Here is a 20,855-nt window from a genome sequence, read left to right as displayed (position 1 = left end):
CTGTGCGCCGCAAGGATGCGGCGCTCAAGCCTCCATGGATGGATTTACGGCGTGTCAGCGTTGAGTCAGTGACCAGAGCCTTTACGCCGAATTAACTATTCTCCTAGCGCGAACATGTTTTTAATCCAGTCGACCGGTGTACTACTGCAACCCTCCGCCGGTGGTAATTTATCGCTACGGGCCGGTAACATTAGTGCACCGCCACAACCACTAGCAACAGGTTTACCGCTCAGGTTGAAGTTGACCATAGAGATCCCCTGCGGCACCGGTAATTTCAGCGAATTCACACCACGGCGAGTCATATAGTCACTGAACAGCGGCAATGCACCATTGGCGCCGGTCAAACCAGCCGGCTTATTGTCATCCCGTCCGACCCAGACCGTAACCACCTCATCGTTATCCATGCCCGTAAACCATGCATCACGCAGGTTATCCGTGGAACCTGTTTTACCCGCCAGCACAGCATTCGGGAATTTCGCCGCCAGACTGCGCGCAGTCCCCAGACTGGCGACCTTCGTCATCGCGAACAGCGTCAGATATGCTGACTGACTGCTTAAACGACGTTCAGCTTTTTCAGCACGCTGATAAATGACTTTGTCACTGTTATCCTGAATCGTCCGGATAGCGGTCAGCGGCTGATATAACCCTTCTGTCGCCAACGTCAAATACGCCTGATTCACCTCATACGGAGAAAGTTCCAGTATCCCCAGAAACAGTGACGGGAAGAGCGGGATATCCTGCGTCACCCCCATCTTTTTCAGGGTTTCCGCTACCGCAGGGACCCCCACCGCCATACCTAAACGAACCGTCGGCACATTCAGTGAATTCGCCATGGCAGCATATAACGGCACATTGCCACGATAGGTCTTATCGTAGTTTTGCGGTGCCCAGGTTTTGCCGCCCTGATTACGTAACTGCAGCGGTTCATCCTTCAGTGGCGTTGCCAGCTGATAGCCCTGATCAAGTGCGGTCAGATACACCGCAGGTTTAACCTGTGAACCGATAGGGCGACGCGCATCCAGCGCACGGTTTAAACCGGCATAACTGGTGTCACGTCCACCGACAAGCGCAGAGACTTCACCGGAATGACGATTGGTTACCACCATCGCACCCTGCAGTGATTTCCGGTTCAGACGTTTTTCGATACTGTTCAGCTGGGAAGAAACGGACTCTTCCGCCGCCTGTTGTGCGACCGGATCAAGACTGGTGAAAATTTTCAGACCAGACTGTTCAAGGAAACCGGCACCGAAACGCTGGCGCAGTTCACGGCGCAGCAGATTCATAAAGGCCGGCGTGCGGCCATAGGTCATCTGCCCGCGTTCAATCAAACCTAACGGACGTGCGGCATAACTCTGGAACTGCTCCGGTGTCAGCTGATTATTTTCCAGCATCAGTCGCAGGATCATGTCACGTCGCTGCTGTGCCCGTTCCGGATAACGCCATGGGTCATAATAAGAAGGACCGCGAACCATAGTAACCAGCAAGGCCATCTGATCCGGTTCCAGCTCATTGAGTGGCATACCGAAATAGAAATACGACGCCAGCCCGAAACCATATACACCTTGCGCAAAATTCTGACCGAGATAGATCTCGTTCATATAGGTTTCAAGGATCTGGTTTTTGTCATAGCGATAATCAATGATCACCGCCATGTACGCTTCCTGCACTTTACGCCAGATGCTGCGTTCACGGGTCAGGAAGTAGTTTTTAGCCAGCTGCTGTGTGAGCGTACTGCCACCCTGTACCGTATGACCAGCCCGCAGGTTGGCCAGAAAGGCACGGCCAATCGAAAGTAACGACACACCGCCGTGGTTATAAAAATCACGGTCTTCCACCTGCAGCAGCATATTGGCAAACGACTGCGGTACCTGATTGATCCGCAGCAGAATACGGTCTTCGATCTCTTCACCACTCAGGCGATCCAGCAGCACCGGATCCATGCGTATATAACCGAGCTCACGCTGGTTATCCGCATTCTTGATATTCGCCAGACGTTGTCCGCTGAAGGTCAGCAGTAATGGCCGTGCTTTTTCTGTACCATCGGCAAAATTAAACGACCGCCGGATAACCACCATCCGCTGGCCATTCACCGCATACTGCCCCGGTCCTTTCGGATTGCTGCTTTCGCGGTAATTCAGCAGTTTCAGCTCATGCAACATCTGCTGCAATGACAAACGCTGGCCGGGAAACAGCTCCAGTGGCCGGCTATAGACCACGGCCGGCAACTGCCATTTCTGGCCGCTATCGAATTTACTGTGGATCAGACTGTCGAGATAGATGCCAAACAGCACCATGAAAGCGATCCCTACCAGCCCAAGTTTTATCGCCAGTCCAATCCAGCGACGCCAGTGCCAGAATGGATAAACCGGCGTACTTTTCTTTGTTGGTTTCTTAGCCACGTGAAATTTATTCCTGTTACATTAGTCGTTTAACAGTTTTGGTTGGCATAGCCTGCAGTGGATCATCAGGCCAGTAATGCTTCGGATAACGCCCTTTGCCCTCTTTTTTCACTTCGCTGTAGGCACCCTGCCAGAACGCTACCAGATCCTGTGTGATCTGTAATGGTCGTTTTGCCGGTGACAGCAACTCTATCTGCAAAGCCACTTTACCGTTAGCCACTTTCGGCGTTTCACTCTGCCCGAACATCTCCTGAATACGCACCGCTAATACCGGCGAACGGCCGGCTTCATAGCGCAGCGCGATCCGGCTGCCAGTTGGCGCGGTGAAATAGACCGGTAATAGTTCATCCAGTTTCTGCTGTTGCGGCCAGCTCAGGCAGCCACGCAAAATAGTCAGCAAGGACAGACGCTTTAACTCCTCCAGCCGTGATAAACCATCCAGATGCGGGAGCAGCCATTGCTCCAGTCCTGCCAGCAAAGTGACATCATCTGCCGCAGGCAACGCCAGTTCCGGCAGCCATTCTGCCGCACAGCGCCAGCGTTGTAACCATTGCTCACTGTCGGTATTCCACGGTAAACAGGACAAGCCATGCACTCGGATACCTTCCAGCAAACATTGGGCTTTCTGTTCAGCACTGAGATCGGTCAACGGCTGACGCTTTAATACAATGGCACCGAGACGAAACTGTTTTTCAGCCCGGACACGTTCTTCTTTGCTATCCCACCCCAGATATGTCTCTTCACGGAACAGCTGTGGCTCGGTTTTTTCTAATGTGGTGATATCCAGCGGTTCCGCTGTAAAAATACGTAACCCCTGATCTGTTTGCTGCAATGACACCGCCACCAGCCACTCTTTGCCCTGACAAGGATGATCCGGTACCAGATCCGCACGTTGTCCGTTGGCCAGCTGATAACGGAGCTCGCCACTTTTTCTGGCAATCCGATCCGGCCAGGCCATGGCAGTCAGGATATCGGTTTCCGCTACCGGACAGGCAGGCAATGCGCCATTCCCCTGCATGCGCTGCCACCAGCGTTGTGCGGCCGGACGCAAGCTATGACTCAGCCGCTGTAACTGAACAGAGACGGGATCATTGCCCAGCACCCGTTCCTCCTGCAGCGCCACCAGATAGCAAGCAGCGGCAAGCAAGCCCTGATGACCTTGCTGCTCCAGCACTTGCGCACCGGACAACAAATGGCCCATACGGGGTTCACAAGGCAGTAACGCTAACTGACGGCCTTTGGCTGTCAGATGGTTTTGTTCATCGAATACGTCCAGCCATTGCAGTAACTGACGTCCGGCAGCCAGCGCCGGAGCCGGTGGTTTATCCAGCAACAACAGATCTTCCGGAGCACTGCCCCACAGAGCAGCCTCCAGTAACAGGGAGGCGAGATCACTGCGCAGAATTTCCGCCGGTGATTGTTCATCCAGCCGATCCTGCTGTTCTTCGTTCCAGAGCCGGTAACAGACCCCCGGCCCCAGACGCCCGGCACGTCCGGCGCGCTGTGTAGCCGATGCTTTGGCAATCTGGCGGGTCTCCAGCCGGGTGACGCCACTTTTCAGATCAAAGCTGCTGCGCCGCTCCAGACCAGAATCAATGACGACATGAATACCTTCAATCGTCAGCGAGGTTTCCGCCACATTGGTCGTCAGTACAATTTTCCGTTTGCCTGCCGTGCAGGGCAAAATAGCGCGTTGCTGCTCAGCAAAAGGTAAGCGGCCATACAGCGGTAATACGGCAATTTCAGCCGGCAAACGTGATTGCAACCATTCTGCAAGACGATCAATCTCGCCCGCACCGGGCAGAAACACTAACAGACTGCCGTTTTCATTTTGCACGGCATCCAGCACCACCGAACCCCATTGTGGCACCAGCGGTTGCTGACGATTCACCGGCCGGTAATGATAGGAGATGGGATACGCGCGTCCGGGACAACTGAGCAACGCCGCTTCCGGCAACAGTTGCTGCAGCGGTAACCCTTCTAGCGTGGCTGACATCACCAGAATTGTCAGATCCGGACGTAATGCCGCCTGACTTTCCAGCGCAAACGCCAGTGCCGTATCTGCCTGCAGACTGCGCTCATGGAATTCATCAAAGATCAGCAAATCAATGCCGGAGAGCTCCGGATCGTGCTGCAGCATCCGCGTCAGAATACCTTCGGTGACGATCTCCAGTCGTGTGGCTTTGCTGGTTTTTTGCTCGCCGCGCACCCGGTAGCCCACCTGCTGTCCGACCGGCTCACCGAGTTGCTGCGCCAGATAAAGCGCGATATTCCGGGCTGCCAGCCGACGCGGTTCCAGCATAATGATACGGCCGGAACCAGACAGCTGTTGCAGTAAAAACAGCGGAACAACCGTAGATTTCCCCGCTCCCGGCGACGCCTGCAGGATCAGCTGGCCAGAGGTCTGACAGGCCTGCGCTATCTGCGGTAACAGCTCATGGATTGGCAGCTGGGACAAAATGATTCTCCGTTACAGTGAGTGGCAGCATTGTGCCAAAGGCGGAGCAGAAATGAAAAGCGAAAGAAAAAGAGAAAGCCCGGAGCCGGGCTTTCATTGAACGGAATATACCTGATGAATCAGAGCAAACCTTCAGCTTCCAGAGCTGCATGTACGGCAGGGCGTGTAGCAACGACCTCGCGGAAACGTTCGAGATGCGGCCACTTTTTAAGCGGAATATTCATATGACCAAACCAGCCGGTGACAACAAACAGATAAATATCAGCCACACTGAACTCGGTTCCCAGCAGATAGCGACCTGTCGACAGGGTATGCTCCACTGTATCCAGACGGGCAGAGAGACGTTCAATGATCGGTTTGCGCTGTTCTTCCGTGATGGCCGGAGAAAACAATGGTGAACAGGTTTTATGCAGCTCGGTAGCGATAAAATTCAGCCAGCCGATACCCCGGTAGCGGGCGATGCCTTCAGTCGGTAACAATCCTGCGGCCGGTGCGTGATCAGCAATAAACTGCATGATCGCCGGCCCTTCCGTGAGCACGTCACCATTATCGAGTTGTAAGGCCGGCACATACCCCTGTGGATTGATCTGACGATAATCTTCGCCGGAAGCGGTGACCTTCTTGCGTAAATCGACTCTCTCTAACTGAAAATCCAGACCGGCTTCGCGTAATGCAATATGGGAAGCCTGAGAACAGGCACCAGGAGCGTAATACAATTTCATTGAATCTCCTTAATGGAAGGCAAATTACCCCAACACTGCCGATAATGAAATGGTTAGCTTCCGGCGTCAATCACTGCACGAATCACGGTACCGACTTTGATTATCTAAATACGGATCTGTCATAACGAGGATGCATCTATTAGTAAAAATGATTATATTTAGTCAATTAATCCAAAAAAATGATAACAGTATGAATATTACCTTACGACAATTAGAGGTCTTTCTGGCCGTTATCGACACGCAATCCACCACCCGGGGCGCAGAAAAACTCGCGTTATCGCAGTCAGCCGTCAGCAGCGCTCTGGCCGATCTTGAAAATCAGTTAGGTGTGCAGTTGTTTGAACGTGCCGGTAAGCGACTGATAGTTAATGAGAATGCCCGATTACTGTTTCCCCGTGCACAGGCACTGCTGGAACAGGCGCAGGAACTGGAAAACCTGTTTTCTGACGGACGGAGCATACTGCGGATCGGTGCCAGTACGACGATCGGCAACTATCTGCTACCCGCCGTAATCGCACGTTATCGCGAAAAGTTTCCCGGCATACAGTTGGAACTACGCGTGGCCAACAGTGCCGATATTGCAGAGGCCGTGGCAAATTTTAACGTAGACATTGGTTTTATCGAAGGCCCCTGCCACCGGATGGATCTGGAGAGTCAGCTCTGGCGACAGGATGAAATGCTGTTGTTTTGTGCCGCCCATCATCCACTGGCCGGAAAAACGGTCAGCGCAGAAGAACTGGCTGCATGTCAGTGGATTTTACGTGAAAGCGGCTCCGGTACACGCGAAGTCGTGGAACAGCTCTTGCTGCCACAACTGCACCAGTTAAATCTGGTCATGGAACTGGGTAACTCCGAAGCAATCAAACACGCAGTCAGCCATAGTCTGACGGTCAGCTGCTTATCCAGCGTCGTCATTTCCGAACAGCTGGACAGTGGTCGTCTGGCCACACTGCAACTGAAAGGCATGGACAGAATGATGCGGCCGCTCTATCTGATCCGGCACAAACAGAAACACATCTCGCGCAGTCTGAAAGTGTTTCTGGAAGTGGAACAGCAGGTAGCCGCGGAATTAAAGTCCTAACGCATACCGCAGCGCTTTTTGTTTCAGCCAGCCGGCATTTTCAGCGGCCAGCAGCGCGATATTGCGCAGTACTTTAACTGGCGTGTGCTGCAGGCTGAAACCGGCATAAAACAGATCCATCGCTGACTGCATGAGGGTGTTATCACACAGGCGCGCACGCTCATACTGCTTCAGATGTTCAACGCTGAACGATTGCTGTTTTTGCTGTGCTGTCTGCCACAGATTGACCAGACAGGCGACATCCTTAAAGCCTAAGTTCACCCCCTGTCCGGCCAGAGGATGAATCGTATGTGCCGCATCGCCCAGCAAGATCACCCGTCCCTGATAATACTGCTGTGCATGCCGGCGCGTCAGCGGAAAACTGCCGCTGTGCGTGACCTTGCAAGCCGGTAGCTGCTCCGGAAAATGGCGCTTAACTTCCTTATCCAGCAACGCCGGTGGCATCGCCGCCAACTGGGCTATCCGCGCCGGTTTGTCATACCACACCAGTGACGCTTTGTTACCAGCTAACGGCAAAAAGGCCCGGGGACCATCCGGATAAAACTGTTGCCAGGTAATAGCCGGAGCCTCATCGTCTAAATCGACATTGATCAGCAAACAATCCTGACGATAGTCCCAGCGGTTGATGCCGATTTTTGCCAGAGTGCGAAGTTTGGAATTAGCTCCGTCTGCCGCCAGCAGCCAGGATGCCGTAATAATCCGGCCATCACTCAGTGTGATAGCGGCATTCGTCTCACTTTGTGACAACGCCGTGACTTGTGCCGGACAAAACAGCTGCACATTCGGTAACGACTGCAATTTCTGCCACAACGCCAGCTGGATCAGCCGGTTCTCAACAATAAACCCCAGTTCGGAGACACCCGCTTCTTCTGCTCTGAAGTGGGTTTCCAGTCCGGGCACTTCCCAGGTAGCCAGTTCCGTATACGCGCGCAGACGCATCGTGGTGACCGCCTCCCAGACCTCTGCCTGCTGCAATACTCTCACCGATGCCGGACTGATCGCCGATACCCGCAAATCCATCGCCTGATCCGGGGCATAGCTTTCCGGCTCCGCCTGCTCAACCACTGCTATCCGCCAGCCTTGCTGTGCCAGTAAACAGGCGGCAGCCGCGCCGACCATGCCACCACCAACCACCGTGATATCGAAATGCGTTTTATTCTGTTCCACGCGTAACCCTGTCTTTAAAGACGTCATAACCTATCTTAACGATAACCTTAGATAACGTCATGGGATAACACTGACCTTCCGGCGCGATATCTGCTAACATGCGCGGCAATTTCGCTTTCTGTTTTGCTCCGGTTTTTTCACCATGAAAGATCAATTGTTCGCCGCCCCTATCGATCAGCTGGGCGATTTTTGCTTTGACGAAAAAGTCGTCGAAGTCTTCCCCGATATGATCCAGCGCTCCGTGCCGGGCTATTCCAATATTTTATCCGCCATCGGCATGATGACCGCCCGCTTCGCACAACCCGGTTCCAATCTGTATGACCTGGGCTGTTCACTCGGTGCCGCCACCCAGATGATGCGGCGCAATGTGCCACACACCGATTGCCAGATCATCGGTATTGATAATTCAGCGCCGATGGTAGAACGCTGCCGTCAGCATCTGGCGGCCTACAAAAGTAGCGTGTCAGTTGAAATACGCCAGGATGACATTCAGAACGTTGCTATCGAAAATGCATCGGTGGTCGTGCTGAACTTTACCCTGCAATTTATTGAACCGGCAGAACGGCTGACACTGCTGAAACGTATTTATAACGGATTACGTCCGGGCGGAATTCTGATCCTGAGTGAGAAATTCCGTTTCGAAGATGCCGAAGTCAGCGACCTGCTGGTTGAACTGCATCTCGATTTCAAACGTGCCAATGGTTACAGCGAACTGGAAATCAGCCAGAAACGGACCATGCTGGAAAACGTACTGCGTGCCGACAGCATTGAATTGCATAAACAGCGCCTGCAACAGGCCGGATTTGAACATATCGATCTCTGGTTCCAATGCTTTAATTTCGGTTCCATCGTCGCCATCAAAGATAAGGAAGCAAACGCATGATCGATTTTGCCTCTTTCTATCAGGTGATTGCCAAAAGCCGCCTCAGCCACTGGCTGCACACCCTGCCAGCACAATTGAATGCCTGGGAAAACAGTGAACGGCATGGCAACCTGCCGAAATGGCAGCGGGTACTGACCAAACTGGAACATTACCAAAGCAGCCATGTTAATTTGAGTGATCGGGTAGAAATCGGTCAGCCGGGCGAAATCAGCGCTGGCGAAACCAGAAAACTGGAAAACCTGCTGCAGCATTTCCATCCATGGCGCAAAGGCCCGTTCTACCTGTTCGGCATTCACATTGATACCGAATGGCGTTCTGACTGGAAATGGGATCGCGTGCTGCCGCATATCAGTCCACTCAAAGACCGTTATGTGCTGGATGTCGGTTGTGGCAGTGGCTATCACCTGTGGCGTATGCGCGGTGAAGGCGCAGAACTGGCTGTTGGGATCGACCCGGCTGCATTGTTTCTTTGTCAGTTCACCGCAGTGAAACAATTAGGTGGTAATGATCCGCAGGTTCATTTTTTACCATTGGGTATTCAGGAACTGCCGCCACTGCGCGCATTTGATACGGTGTTTTCGATGGGCGTGCTGTATCACCGCCGTTCTCCGATCGATCATATCTATCAGTTAAAAGATCAGCTGCGCGATGGCGGTGAACTGGTGCTGGAAACCCTGATTGTCGATGGTGATGAAAACACGGTTCTGGTACCGGACGATCGCTATGCACAGATGAACAATGTCTGGTTCCTGCCATCGCCGGCGGCCATGATCAAGTGGCTGAAAAAATGCGGTTTTCAGGATGTACGTATGGTGGATGAAGATGTCACGACCACTGATGAACAACGTAAAACCGAGTGGATGCAAAATGATTCTCTTGCGCAATACCTGATGCCGGATGATCCAACCCGCACCATTGAAGGCTATCCGGCCCCGAAACGCGCCGTTTTTGTTGCGACCAGAGGCTCAGAGGACTAGTCCCCTGATCGTTATCTGATATAAACTTACAGCAAATTTTTGTTAACCAGATCGAACCTATACCATGATTACAAAAGCGTTACCGGGTTTAGCCCTGCTCACCATGAGTCTGTTTTCTGGATATGTGTTAGCTGATGAAGCTAGCAGCGCCAGTTGTGAAGCTGCCGTACAACAACTATTAAAACAACAAGCTGAAACGAATAACCAGCTGAATACCCGTTTGAGCATCCTGCTTGATCAGCAAGGGCACAGTGCTAAACAACTGAACGACATTAAAAATCTGCAACAGCAGCTTGGTAAACAGGTAACCCCTCCGGCACAGCCTCCGGTTTTCAAAAAATCATCGAAAAAAGACGCCTCTAATTTATGTATTCCGGCAGAACCGGGCAAAACCACACCTGATGGCAAAATGATCCTCGGTGAAACGGAATGGATTTACGTTGAAGAAGCCAACGGCAACTTTATGAGCCGTGTGGATACCGGTGCTACCACCTCCTCTATCAGCGCACAGGACGTCACCGTATTTGAACGTGAAGGTCGCCGCTGGGTTAAATTCGTAATGCCGGTTGATGGCGGACAGGAAGTGCATGTTGAAGCACCTTTCGTTAAATATATCCGTATCCGTCAGGCCAACGGGATGGAAGACCGTCCGATTGTCCGCATGACTATCCGTCTGGGAAGCGTCATCGAAAAAGCCGATTTCAGCTTGACCGATCGTTCCAATATGGATTTTCCGGTACTGTTAGGTCGTGAATTCATTAAAGATGTGGCCGTGGTAGACGTAGCCCGTGAAAATGTACAGGGTAAGTCAAAAGTAGAAGGTGCGGTTCAGGCATCGGAACAACAAAAAACCAGCAAAACGGTTACTAACGGTAAAAATGGCAAAAAAGAAACCTCTGCACCTGCTCAGGAATCCAAAACCATAAAGAAAGTACCAGTTAAAGATGAAACCAAGCCAGCAGTACAACCCACTGCTGATTTGGCAAAACCAGTCAAACAAGAAGTAAAAACCGCCACCCCGGCAGATGTAGAGCCTGTTAAGACAGGTTCCGCGGCCGAGGCAACTTCAGATAATAACAAGGATAAGTAGTCATTATCATGGTCTCACGCCGCCCGTTTTATATCGTAGTTGCGTTGCTCTATATCCTGGGCATCGCACTAGTTGTGTACCGTCATGTTGCGTTTGATGTTCCTATGTGGCCGGGAGAATATCGCAACGTCTGGTCTGCCGAAGCAAAAGTCGAATTTGATGCGAATGGCGGTCCGGTCATGGCATCGCTGGCATTGCCTGATACCCAGGAAGGCTTCACGCATGTTGACGAAAATGCCGCCAGCCCGGGATATGGTCTTTCTTTCATTACCAAAGACGGAGTAACCCGTGCCGAATGGTCGATCAGCAGTGCGACCGGTCATCAGGAGCTTTACTATCGTACCGATATGCTGAGCGACCCGTATGCCAAGGCATTGCCGGTCACCATACCGACTATTGATAAATCGCTGGAAAAAGAGCCGATTGCTTCCGCGATTAATCAGATCCTAGCTTCAGCAAAAACCCGTTCCGCCGATGCATTTACGCTGACTCGCGAAATTCTTAAAGAATTCAAGAATCAGGAACAGAATGCGGCGCTGCTGGCCAAATATAAAAAACCGGCTTATCTGCTGGTGGAAATTCTGAATCAGGCTGACATTCCGGCCCGTGTGGTACGCGCTCTGAACCTGGAAGACGGGCGTCGTCGTCAGCGGGTAATTGATTATGTTCAGGTCTTTAACGGCGACAAATACGATCTGTTCGATCCGAATACCGGGGTGCAGGGTCGTCCGGAAAATCTGCTGCTGTGGGAATACAACACCACTCCGCTGCTGGATGTGGCTGGTGCCAGTAACTCTCAGGTAACGTTCTCGGTTATCAAGAAGCTGGTACCTGTCAACAAAGCGCTGCAGGCAAAATTTGAACATACAGATATGCTGAACTTCTCGGTAGATATGCTGCCGGTAGAAGAGCAATCACTGTTCAAAGGCATCCTGCTGATCCCGATTGGGGTGATGGTTGTGGTGTTCCTGCGTGTCATCTGCGGTCTGAAAACCTCTGGTACCTTTATGCCGGTATTGATCGCGGTTGCGTTCCTGCAGACTCAATTACTCACTGGTCTGGTTGGATTCCTCAGTATTGTCGGGGTCGGTCTGGTCATCCGTTCATGGCTGTCGAAACTCAACCTGCTGCTGGTCGCCCGTATATCAGCCATCATCATTACCGTTATCTGCATCATCGGCGGTTTGTCAGTGCTGACCTATAAACTGGGTATCACGCAGGGTATGCGGATCACCTTCTTCCCGATGATTATTCTCTCCTGGACTATCGAACGTATGTCGATCCTGTGGGAAGAAGAAGGTCCGAAAGAAGTCGTCAAGCAAGGTGGTGGCTCACTGCTGGTAGCCGTAATCGCTTATCTGGCGATGAGCAGTGGTATGGTTCAGCATCTGACCTTCAATTTCCTCGGGTTGCAGCTGATCATTATGGCAACCGTGTTGGTGATGGGTAACTACACCGGCTATCGTCTGTCTGAGCTGAAACGGTTCAAACCGTTAGCTGACGAACTGCATAAGAAGTAATGCCATGTGGCTTTTAGAGAAGTACACCTCACCCTTTAAGCTGGCTCAGCTCGGCATCATGGGCATGAATCAGCGAAACGTAAGTTATATCGGGCGCTATAATCCGCGCTCGCTATATCCGTTAGTCGATAACAAGCTGAAAACCAAACGCATTGCGGTTGATGCGGGTGTTACGGTGCCGAAACTGATCGGCACCATACAACATCAGCATGAAGTGACCAAGATTGCCGAGATGGTTAAGGATTGGCCGGGATTTTGTATCAAACCGGCACGGGGTTCCGGTGGTAAAGGGATCCTGGTCATCATGCGCCATGCAGATGGCCTGTATTACAAACCGAATGGCAGTGGCTGCACCGCAAACGATCTGGAACGTCATATCACGAACATTCTGGCCGGGCTGTTCTCGCTGGGCGGTAAACCCGACTTCGTACTGGTGGAAGATCTGATCCAGTTTGATGACGTGTTTGACGGTTACTCCTATGAAGGCGTTCCGGATACCCGCGTGATCATCTTCAAAGGTTTTCCGGTGATGGCCATGATGCGTCTCTCGACGGCATCATCAGACGGTAAAGCGAACCTGCACCAGGGCGCCGTCGGTGTCGGTATCTGCCTGCGTACGGGTAAAGCTCTCCGTGCGGTGCAGTACAATGCCCCGATGCGTTATCATCCGGATACCGGCCGCGATCTGTATGAACTGCAGGTTCCGCACTGGGAAAAGCTGCTGAACCTCTCCGCCGCTTGTTACGAGATGTCAGGTCTGGGCTATATCGGTACTGATATCGTGCTGGATAAAAAACGTGGTCCACTGTTGCTGGAACTGAATGCCCGTCCGGGACTTTCGATCCAGATCGCTAACGGCGCCGGCTTATTGCCCCGCCTGCGGAAAGTCGAAAAGATGACTGAGAGTGAGATCAAGAAAATGTCTGTGGCAGAACGGGTAAAATTCGCCATGGATAACTTCGGCGTTTTTTAAACACCGGGTTTACATTTCAAATAATTGGAAGTGAGGCAGCTCTGATGAGCTGCCTTTATTTTATAGACTATTCTTTGAGACGGTATAAGCGGGGCAAATCAGCAGATACCGGCTGATAGGCTTCGTTGATGTAATTGTAATAAGCAATAAATGACGGCGTGCTGTCTCTGTCTTTACCACCCAGCACCTTCTCCATCCGCGTCAGTTTTACGATGATGAATTTGGGTTTATTCCGTTTCAGATCATCCATCATCCGGGCCCGGACATCATACGGCGGCGTCACGTTATCAAAGAACAGATAAGCCGATGCCGGACGACGCTCAGTCCAGACATAATATTGCGGAATAATGCCATCCACCCAAATCAGGTCATCATAGCTGGTGTTTGCGTTGATATGTTCCACCATCTGTTCTGACACCTCATCAAACGGGCGCCCTTTGGTCAGCCCGCGCTCCAGCGGTAACAGCACCATCAGCACAGACAGTACGACGAGCAATGACATCGCCGGCAGATATAACCGGTGGCTTCGGGTCACCAACCAGATCCCCACCAGAATAGCCGTCGTAATGACGCTTGCTGTCAGACTGACCAGCAACTCATATGTGAGTTTCGGCATCGGTGATTCAAAGCGTGACCAGGTAAAGATGATGTGCTGTGCCAGCAAATAACCGACCACCAGCAACAGCGTTAAAATACCGGCCCGTTGTATATGACGGCAGCCTATCTGTCCTGTCAACCCACCACTGCGCGCAGCCTGAATAACAACAGGCAGCATCAGTATTGCGGAGGTAAAGAACAGAATTTCGTAATGTTCATAGGTGTGACCAGAAACGGAGTTTGCCACAATTCCCATGACGATTCCGGTCAGTTGGGTTGCCAGCAAGATGCCCCATGGACGGGTATTATCAGCTGAGCGCTGTTGTTGCCAGACAACGGCAATAAACGCCGGCAACAATAACAGCAGACCGGTTCTGGCCAGGCCGAGGAAACCCACCATCAGTGAGTGACCGCTGCCGTAGCTGCTGCCGAAGAAAATGCCGAATGAATAGAACCAGAAATCACTCAGCACACCATGCCAGACAAAATAAGCCAGCAGTGGCAGAGCAATCACCAGTAAACCGGCAACCCCGCTGATCGTCAGCTTAAGCGCATCCTGCCAGCGACGCTGCCATGCCCAGTAAACAAACAGTGCCAGATAGTAACCACACCACATCGCTGCGTTATTCATGCGCAACATGGCAATCAGCCCGAATGTCACCGCCGGAATGACTGCATCCTGCCAGCGGAAACGTTCTGCCAGCAACATCCGCACAAAATGATACTGCGCGATTAATCCCAGACAGAAAGTGTAATCCTCTGTCATGTTGCCGTAGTAATAACGATAGGCATACAGGAATAACCAGGCCAGCATACCGGCAAGCCGGCTTAAGGGCGCAATCCCCCACAGGGCAAGGGTGCGGTATAACGCGTTGAGCCCCCAGATCAGCAGTACTGTTTCCAGCAGCCAGATCCCCTGAAAACCGCCGATGGCATAACCAATCGCATCCAGCAGGAAGATGACCGGCCCCTTAATATCGATCATGTCGCGATAGAGCACAGCTCCGTCCGCCCACATCTTGCCCATGGTAGCAAACAGCGAGGCGTCATAAGCCGGCGCCATACCGTAAAGCAGCGGGTTCTGCAGCGCAAATAACAGACCAAGCAAAGTGGGCAGTAACCAGGCCTGCCAGTTATATACTTTATCTTTCTGCTGCAGCGTGTTTTCTGCAGCCAGCAGACTATCACTCCAGTCCGCGAGATATTGGCTGACTTGCTGCCAGCGTTGCATCAATTGCGTCTTCATCATTCCACCCGGTGGTTATTATTCTGTTTGCTGACGGGTCAGCCAGACCGACTCAATACGATGAGCCCGGATATCAGTCACAGTAAGCTGCCAGCCTTCATACTCGATGACTTCATCGGTAGTTGGCAGGCGTTGCAGCCACTCCAGCAACCAGCCAGCCAGCGTATGATAATGCTCCGTTGCTGCGGCAGGAAATGCCAGTTCCCGCTGCAAATCACTCAGCAGCATGTCACCACTGACACGAAAGCTGCCCGGCGCCAGCATGACATATTCAGACTCTTCTTCGCCTGTTTCCGGCAGCTTACCGGCAATTTCTTCCATAATGTCACGGATAGAAACCAGCCCTTCAAAGTTACCAAACTCATCAACCACAAAGGCCAGATAAGTCTTGGCCTGACGGAACTGTTCCAGTGCATTCAACACCGAAATAGTTTCCGGCAGACATAATGCCGGCTGAATCAGCGAGTCCATATGCAGACTCTTATCTTCCAGCAGCTGAGCAAGTACATCCCGCTTACGAATAATTCCCAGCGGGGCATCACGATTGTTATCGCGGGTGACCACCAGTCTGGAGTGCGGGGTTTGAGCCAGAAGTTGCAAGGCTTCTTGCTGCGGCGCTGTCAGATCCAGCATGTCAATATCACGGCGTACCGTCATTACTGCCCGGATAGGCAACGACGAAAGCTGTAATACCCGGGACACCATATCTTTTTCTTCTTCGCTGAAGACGGCGACCTGCGACTGCGGCACTTTGACTGATTCATCATCGCGATGCTGCGGCATTTCCTGCTTAACACCGAGCAGACTCATCACCATCTCAGCGGTACGCTCGCGGCGACGCAGTTTTCCCTTAAACAGTTTTTCCTGATTCGCACGGGCCAGCTGATTAAAGAACTCGATCAGGATAGAGAAACCAATTGCGACATAGAGGTAACCTTTCGGTACATGGAAACCCAAACCATCCGCCATCAGGCTGAAACCGATCATCAGCAGGAAACCAAGACACAGGATCACTAATGTCGGATGACGATTGATAAACAACGTCAGTGGTTTGCTGGCCCACATCATGATCAGAATGGCGATCGATACCGCAATCATCATCACCGTCAGATGATCGGACATACCGACGGCGGTGATCACGGCATCCAGTGAGAATACCGCATCCAGCACGACGATCTGTGTCACGACAACCCAGAAGCCCAGATAGACTTTTTTCTGTTCATCACTGTGTAAGGCACCTTCTATTCGCCCATGCAATTCACGGGTTGCCTTAAACAGCAAAAAGAAACCACCGGTCAGCAGGATCAGATCCCGGCCGGAAAGTGGTAATGACCAAAGAGTGAATAGCGGCTGCGTAAAACTGACCAGATGCGACAGACTGGCCAGCAGACCAAAACGCATCAACAACGCCAGTGCCAAACCATAGTAACGGGCGCGGTCACGTTGTTCAGGCGGCAGTTTTTCTGCCAATATGGCGATAAAAAGCAGGTTGTCGATGCCGAGAATTATTTCCAGTACAACCAGTGTCAGTAAACCCAGCCATGCGGTGGGATCGACCATCCATTCAAACATTTTGCTCCTCCGGATCAACAGAGTAAGCATTCTGTTTTACAGGCAAATGATCAATATCTGACATTATTTCAGCCTTTGTGGCTGAAGCTTCTGAATAATGGGAAAGAAAATTTAAAACGCGGAAATTAGCTGAATAGTAGTCAGAGTGGCGACTGCTATCGTCCATATAGGGCCTCATTGGTTAACCAGACGGCACTAGCGTATTGATAGAACAGGCTTGGGTCAAGCAAGAGAAGGAGCATCCACTGACGGATGCTCCAAAATATGCGTTAAATCAGATCATATTGCTCAGAATCAGGGTGCCAGCCAGTCCGCAAACCGCAATCAGGGTTTCCAGAATTGACCAGGATTTGAAAGTTTCCGGAATTGACAGGTTGAAATACTCTTTGAAGATCCAGAATCCCGGATCGTTTACATGAGAGAAAATCACACTGCCCGCACCGGTTGCAATCACCATCAGTTCAGGGCTGACACCGGTGGTCGCAATGATTGGTGCCACAATACCGGCTGTAGTCATGGCTGCAACCGTTGCAGAACCCAACGCCAGACGTAATGCCGAAGCAACACCCCATGCCAGCACCAGCGGCGAAATACCACTGCCATTCATCATCCCGGCAATGTATTTATCCACACCACTATCAACCAGCACTTGTTTGAACGCACCACCGCCGCCGATGATCAGGATAATCATCGCAATGGCACTGATTGATTCAGCAATCGTACCCATGACCTCTTTCATCTCTTTGCCACGTTGCAGGCCAAAAGTGAAGATAGCAACCAATACTGACAACATGGTCGCAATGACCGGGTCACCGAAAAAGCCGGTATATCCCAGAATTGCTGAACCAGCCGGCAGTGTCATTTTAGCAATTGCCTGAACAGCCATCAGAATAACCGGGATCAGTGCAGTGAATACGCTCACACCAAAACCAGGCATTTCTTCTTCTGTGAATACTTTCGGGTTATATAAACCAGCAGGGATTGGTTTATCCATTTTCTTTAATGTCATCGCAAACAGCGGACCGGAGATAATCACGGTCGGAACTGCCAGAATGATACCGTACAGCAGGGTTTTACCCATATCAGCGCCATAAATACCGGCAATCGCGGTTGGGCCAGGATGTGGTGGCAAGAAGCCGTGCGTTACGGATAGTGCCGCTGCCATCGGGACACCGATATACAGCAGTGGAATACGTGCTGATGCCGCGATGGTAAATACCAGTGGGATCATCAGAACAAAGCCAACTTCATAGAACAGTGCGAAACCCACCACAAAGCCGGTAATCACCACTGCCCACTGAATCCGCTTAACACCAAACAAGGCAATCAATGTGGTCGCTATACGTTGCGCACCACCACAGTCAGCCATCAATTTACCCAGCATGGCACCAAATGCCAGAACCAGTGCCAGACTACCTAACGTGCCACCCACACCGGCTTTCACCGATTTCATCACGTCCGCAATAGGCATGCCTTCCATCAAACCAACGGCCAGAGCAACCAGGATCAATGACAAAAAGCCATTCAATTTAAAACGCAACATCAACAAGAGCAGCAGTGCCACCCCAACAGCAACAATAATTAACGGCATGATTGAACTCCTGTAAAAGCGCTGGACACACACACTGAAAATGAGCTCAGGATGCACGGTGGCGGCGATATTGGCATAATGACGGTCTCTGCAAACATAGTTGTCTCTCGTATTGGTGATGGTTCATTTTGAATTTGTGGCGCGCTTCACAAATCAACTTGTTACCGGTAACATGATACCGGTAACATGCTAAGGTACAAGCCATCATCCACGTGCAATTATCAAATTTGAGACTGAGGTCAAATTATGGCAGGACATAGCATCATCCTGATGGGAGTATCTGGTTGCGGTAAATCATCTGTAGGCGCCGCTTTGAGTAGAGCATTAAACGCCAAGTTTATTGATGGTGACGATCTGCATCCCCGCGCCAATATACAAAAGATGGCTGGCGGTTCACCGCTGAATGATGACGACCGGGCACCATGGCTGGAACGTCTTAGTGATGCGGCTTATAGCCTGTGCCACAAAAACGAAACCGGCATCATTGTCTGTTCAGCACTGAAACGCCGTTATCGCGATCGTCTGCGTGAAGGTAATCCGACCATGCGTTTCATTTACCTTCATGGCAGCTATGAGTTGATTGAAGCCCGCATGAAAGCCCGCGCAGGTCATTTTATGCCCACCGGCTTACTAAAAAGCCAGTTTGAAGCGCTGGAAATGCCGGACGAGACAGAACCAGATGTCTTACACGTCAGTATTGATGGCGATTTAACCACTGTGGTCAACCGTTGCGTGGCCGCATTACAAGGGGAATTAACATGCACCCAGTGATTCAGCAGGTAACAGAACGCATTCGCGAACGTAGCGCTGCCTTACGTGCAGACTATGTCGCACGTATGCAGGCACAAGCCGCAGCCGGACGGCCACGCGGCACTCTGGCCTGTGGCAATCTGGCGCATGTGCTGGCAGCCTGCTCACATGCTCAGAAAAACACACTGATGGACATGACCCGCGTCAACGTCGCTATCGTTACTGCTTATAACGATATGCTGAGTGCCCATCAGCCTTATCAGCAATATCCTGATCAAATAAAAGCAGTGCTGGCGGCAGAAGGTCACAGTGCGCAGGTCGCCGGTGGCGTTCCGGCCATGTGTGATGGCGTCACACAGGGTCAGGCCGGTATGGATCTGTCGCTGTTTTCCCGTGATGTGATTGCACAGTCCACGGCTGTTTCCCTGAGCCACAATGCGTTTGATGCAACACTGCTGCTGGGGATCTGTGACAAAATCGCACCCGGTCAGCTGATTGGCGCGCTCTCTTTCGGACATCTGCCAACCGCATTTGTACCAGCCGGACCGATGAGCACGGGTATCAGTAATGATGAGAAAGTGCGGATCCGTCAGAAATACGCAGCCGGCGAATTAGGTAAAGACGCACTGCTGGAAATGGAAAATCAGGCTTATCACAGCCCGGGTACCTGTACTTTCTACGGTACCGCCAACACCAATCAGCTAGTGTTTGAAGCAATGGGGCTGATGCTGCCGGGTTCTGCGTTTGTGTCACCGGACTCTGAATTACGGCATGCACTGACCAATGAAGTAGCCGCGCTGCTGCCAAGTCTGGTTTCCGGCTCAACCAACTATCGTCCGCTGTATCAGCTGGTGGATGAAAAATCACTGGTGAATGGTCTGGTTGCACTGCTGGCTTCCGGTGGCAGTACCAACCATACCATGCACATGGTCGCTGTCGCCCGTGCCGCTGGTCTGATTCTGACGTGGGATGATTTCCGCGATCTGTCCGATGCCGTACCTTTGCTGGCGAAAGTGTATCCGAACGGCCCGGCTGATATTAACGCCTTCCACCAGGCTGGCGGTGTACCGCTGTTGTTACGTGGTCTGGCTAATCGTGGTCTGCTGCATATGGATGCTACCCCGCTGACTGGCAATATGCAGGACTATCTGCAACATCCGCTACTTGATAATGACAAGCTAAGCTGGCACCCCGTCACCGAGTCGAAAGATCCGGCAGTGTTATCCGACAGCGAAGCGGTCTTCAATCAGACTGGTGGCCTGAAAGTGCTTTCCGGCAACCTGGGTCGCTGTGTCATTAAAGTCAGTGCGGTCGCAGAACAGTATCACTACATCGAAGCAGACGCTGTGGTCTTCGACTCTCAGCATGATGTCGAAAAAGCCTATAAAGCGGGTGAACTGAACCGTGATGCCATCATCGTCGTACGCTTTAACGGCCCGGCAGCAAACGGAATGCCGGAACTGCATAAACTGATGCCGATACTGGGTAATCTGCAAAAAGCCGGTCATAAAGTGGCGCTGGTCACTGACGGCCGTTTATCCGGCGCATCCGGCAAGATCCCTGCTGCTATCCATATCACTCCGGAAGCAGCAAAAGGCGGCCCGCTGGCACAACTGCAGACAGGAGACCGTATCCGTCTTGATGCCACTAACGGCACACTGCATGTACTTGATGATGTTCGTCCGCGTCCGCTGGCTAAAGCCAATCTGACAGCACAGCACTATGGCCTGGGCCGTGAACTGTTTGGTGCCTTCCGTCATGTGGTTACCAGTGCGGAACAAGGTGCTTCAATTTTATTTTCTGATAACGATTTTTAATGAAAGGATGAC

General features: G+C 51.8%; 16 protein-coding genes. 8 read left to right on the top strand and 8 right to left on the bottom strand.

The window, feature by feature from the left end; translation table 11 throughout:
* Positions 1–95 precede the first annotated feature (95 nt).
* The 3 genes from mrcB to gstA all read right to left on the bottom strand — a co-directional run bounded on the left by mrcB (position 96) and on the right by gstA (position 5,579).
* A complete protein-coding gene (gene mrcB, locus TOLA_RS04055) occupies positions 96–2,399 on the bottom strand; it encodes a penicillin-binding protein 1B (RefSeq protein ID WP_012729019.1) in 2,304 nt (767 codons plus the stop codon).
* 16 nt (positions 2,400–2,415) lie between these two features.
* Positions 2,416–4,857, bottom strand: a complete 2,442-nt coding sequence (gene hrpB / locus TOLA_RS04050; protein WP_012729018.1) for an ATP-dependent helicase HrpB — start codon at positions 4,855–4,857, stop codon at positions 2,416–2,418.
* A gap of 119 nt (positions 4,858–4,976) precedes the next feature.
* Complete coding sequence (gene gstA, locus TOLA_RS04045; protein WP_012729017.1) at positions 4,977–5,579, bottom strand: glutathione transferase GstA; 603 nt, start codon at positions 5,577–5,579, stop codon at positions 4,977–4,979.
* Positions 5,580–5,769: 190 nt separating this feature from the next.
* Between gstA and TOLA_RS04040 the strand changes: the two genes are divergently transcribed.
* Entirely contained in the window at positions 5,770–6,660 is an 891-nt protein-coding gene (locus TOLA_RS04040) for a LysR family transcriptional regulator (RefSeq protein WP_012729016.1), read from the top strand.
* Here TOLA_RS04040 and TOLA_RS04035 read toward each other — a convergent pair.
* Positions 6,649–7,854, bottom strand: a complete 1,206-nt coding sequence (locus TOLA_RS04035) for an FAD-dependent oxidoreductase (RefSeq protein WP_049759132.1) — start codon at positions 7,852–7,854, stop codon at positions 6,649–6,651. The genes TOLA_RS04040 and TOLA_RS04035 overlap by 12 nt on opposite strands.
* A 115-nt stretch (positions 7,855–7,969) precedes the next feature.
* On the opposite strand from TOLA_RS04035, the gene cmoA reads away from it, so the two are divergent.
* The 5 genes from cmoA to TOLA_RS04010 all read left to right on the top strand — a co-directional run bounded on the left by cmoA (position 7,970) and on the right by TOLA_RS04010 (position 13,270).
* Positions 7,970–8,710: a carboxy-S-adenosyl-L-methionine synthase CmoA gene (gene cmoA, locus TOLA_RS04030; RefSeq protein WP_012729014.1), complete on the top strand. Its 741-nt coding sequence runs from the start codon at positions 7,970–7,972 to the stop codon at positions 8,708–8,710.
* Positions 8,707–9,687, top strand: coding sequence for a tRNA 5-methoxyuridine(34)/uridine 5-oxyacetic acid(34) synthase CmoB (cmoB, locus tag TOLA_RS04025; protein WP_012729013.1), 981 nt, complete (start codon positions 8,707–8,709; stop codon positions 9,685–9,687). Before cmoA ends, cmoB begins: the two co-directional genes overlap by 4 nt.
* A 64-nt stretch (positions 9,688–9,751) precedes the next feature.
* Positions 9,752–10,777 carry an ATP-dependent zinc protease family protein gene (locus tag TOLA_RS04020; protein WP_012729012.1) on the top strand — a complete coding sequence of 342 codons (1,026 nt, stop codon included), beginning with the start codon at positions 9,752–9,754 and terminating at the stop codon, positions 10,775–10,777.
* 8 nt (positions 10,778–10,785) lie between these two features.
* The gene (locus TOLA_RS04015; RefSeq protein WP_012729011.1) at positions 10,786–12,297 is read left to right on the top strand and encodes an inactive transglutaminase family protein; all 1,512 of its coding nucleotides are present in this window, start codon (positions 10,786–10,788) and stop codon (positions 12,295–12,297) included.
* A gap of 4 nt (positions 12,298–12,301) precedes the next feature.
* Complete coding sequence (locus TOLA_RS04010; RefSeq protein ID WP_012729010.1) at positions 12,302–13,270, top strand: alpha-L-glutamate ligase-like protein; 969 nt, start codon at positions 12,302–12,304, stop codon at positions 13,268–13,270.
* 67 nt (positions 13,271–13,337) lie between these two features.
* Here the strand turns inward: TOLA_RS04010 and TOLA_RS04005 are convergent, their stop codons facing one another.
* The 4 genes from TOLA_RS04005 to gntT all read right to left on the bottom strand — a co-directional run bounded on the left by TOLA_RS04005 (position 13,338) and on the right by gntT (position 18,276).
* Positions 13,338–15,113, bottom strand: a complete 1,776-nt coding sequence (locus tag TOLA_RS04005; RefSeq protein ID WP_012729009.1) for a hypothetical protein — start codon at positions 15,111–15,113, stop codon at positions 13,338–13,340.
* 18 nt (positions 15,114–15,131) lie between these two features.
* Positions 15,132–16,685 (bottom strand): TerC family protein, encoded by a 1,554-nt coding sequence (locus TOLA_RS04000; protein ID WP_012729008.1) that lies wholly within the window; start codon positions 16,683–16,685, stop codon positions 15,132–15,134.
* On the bottom strand, positions 16,678–16,851 hold the full coding sequence (locus TOLA_RS16770; RefSeq protein ID WP_012729007.1) for a hypothetical protein: 174 nt from the start codon (positions 16,849–16,851) through the stop codon (positions 16,678–16,680). The genes TOLA_RS04000 and TOLA_RS16770 overlap by 8 nt, the downstream gene beginning before the upstream one ends.
* Before the next feature lie 108 nt (positions 16,852–16,959).
* Entirely contained in the window at positions 16,960–18,276 is a 1,317-nt protein-coding gene (gntT, locus tag TOLA_RS03995) for a gluconate transporter (protein ID WP_012729006.1), read from the bottom strand.
* Positions 18,277–18,522: 246 nt separating this feature from the next.
* On the opposite strand from gntT, the gene TOLA_RS03990 reads away from it, so the two are divergent.
* Complete coding sequence (locus TOLA_RS03990; RefSeq protein ID WP_012729005.1) at positions 18,523–19,047, top strand: gluconokinase; 525 nt, start codon at positions 18,523–18,525, stop codon at positions 19,045–19,047.
* Complete coding sequence (gene edd, locus TOLA_RS03985) at positions 19,035–20,843, top strand: phosphogluconate dehydratase (protein WP_012729004.1); 1,809 nt, start codon at positions 19,035–19,037, stop codon at positions 20,841–20,843. The genes TOLA_RS03990 and edd overlap by 13 nt, the downstream gene beginning before the upstream one ends.
* Positions 20,844–20,855: the final 12 nt, after the last annotated feature.

The organism is Tolumonas auensis DSM 9187, assembly GCF_000023065.1.
Classification (GTDB): domain Bacteria; phylum Pseudomonadota; class Gammaproteobacteria; order Enterobacterales; family Aeromonadaceae; genus Tolumonas; species Tolumonas auensis.
This window is presented reverse-complemented; position numbering and strand designations above follow the sequence as displayed.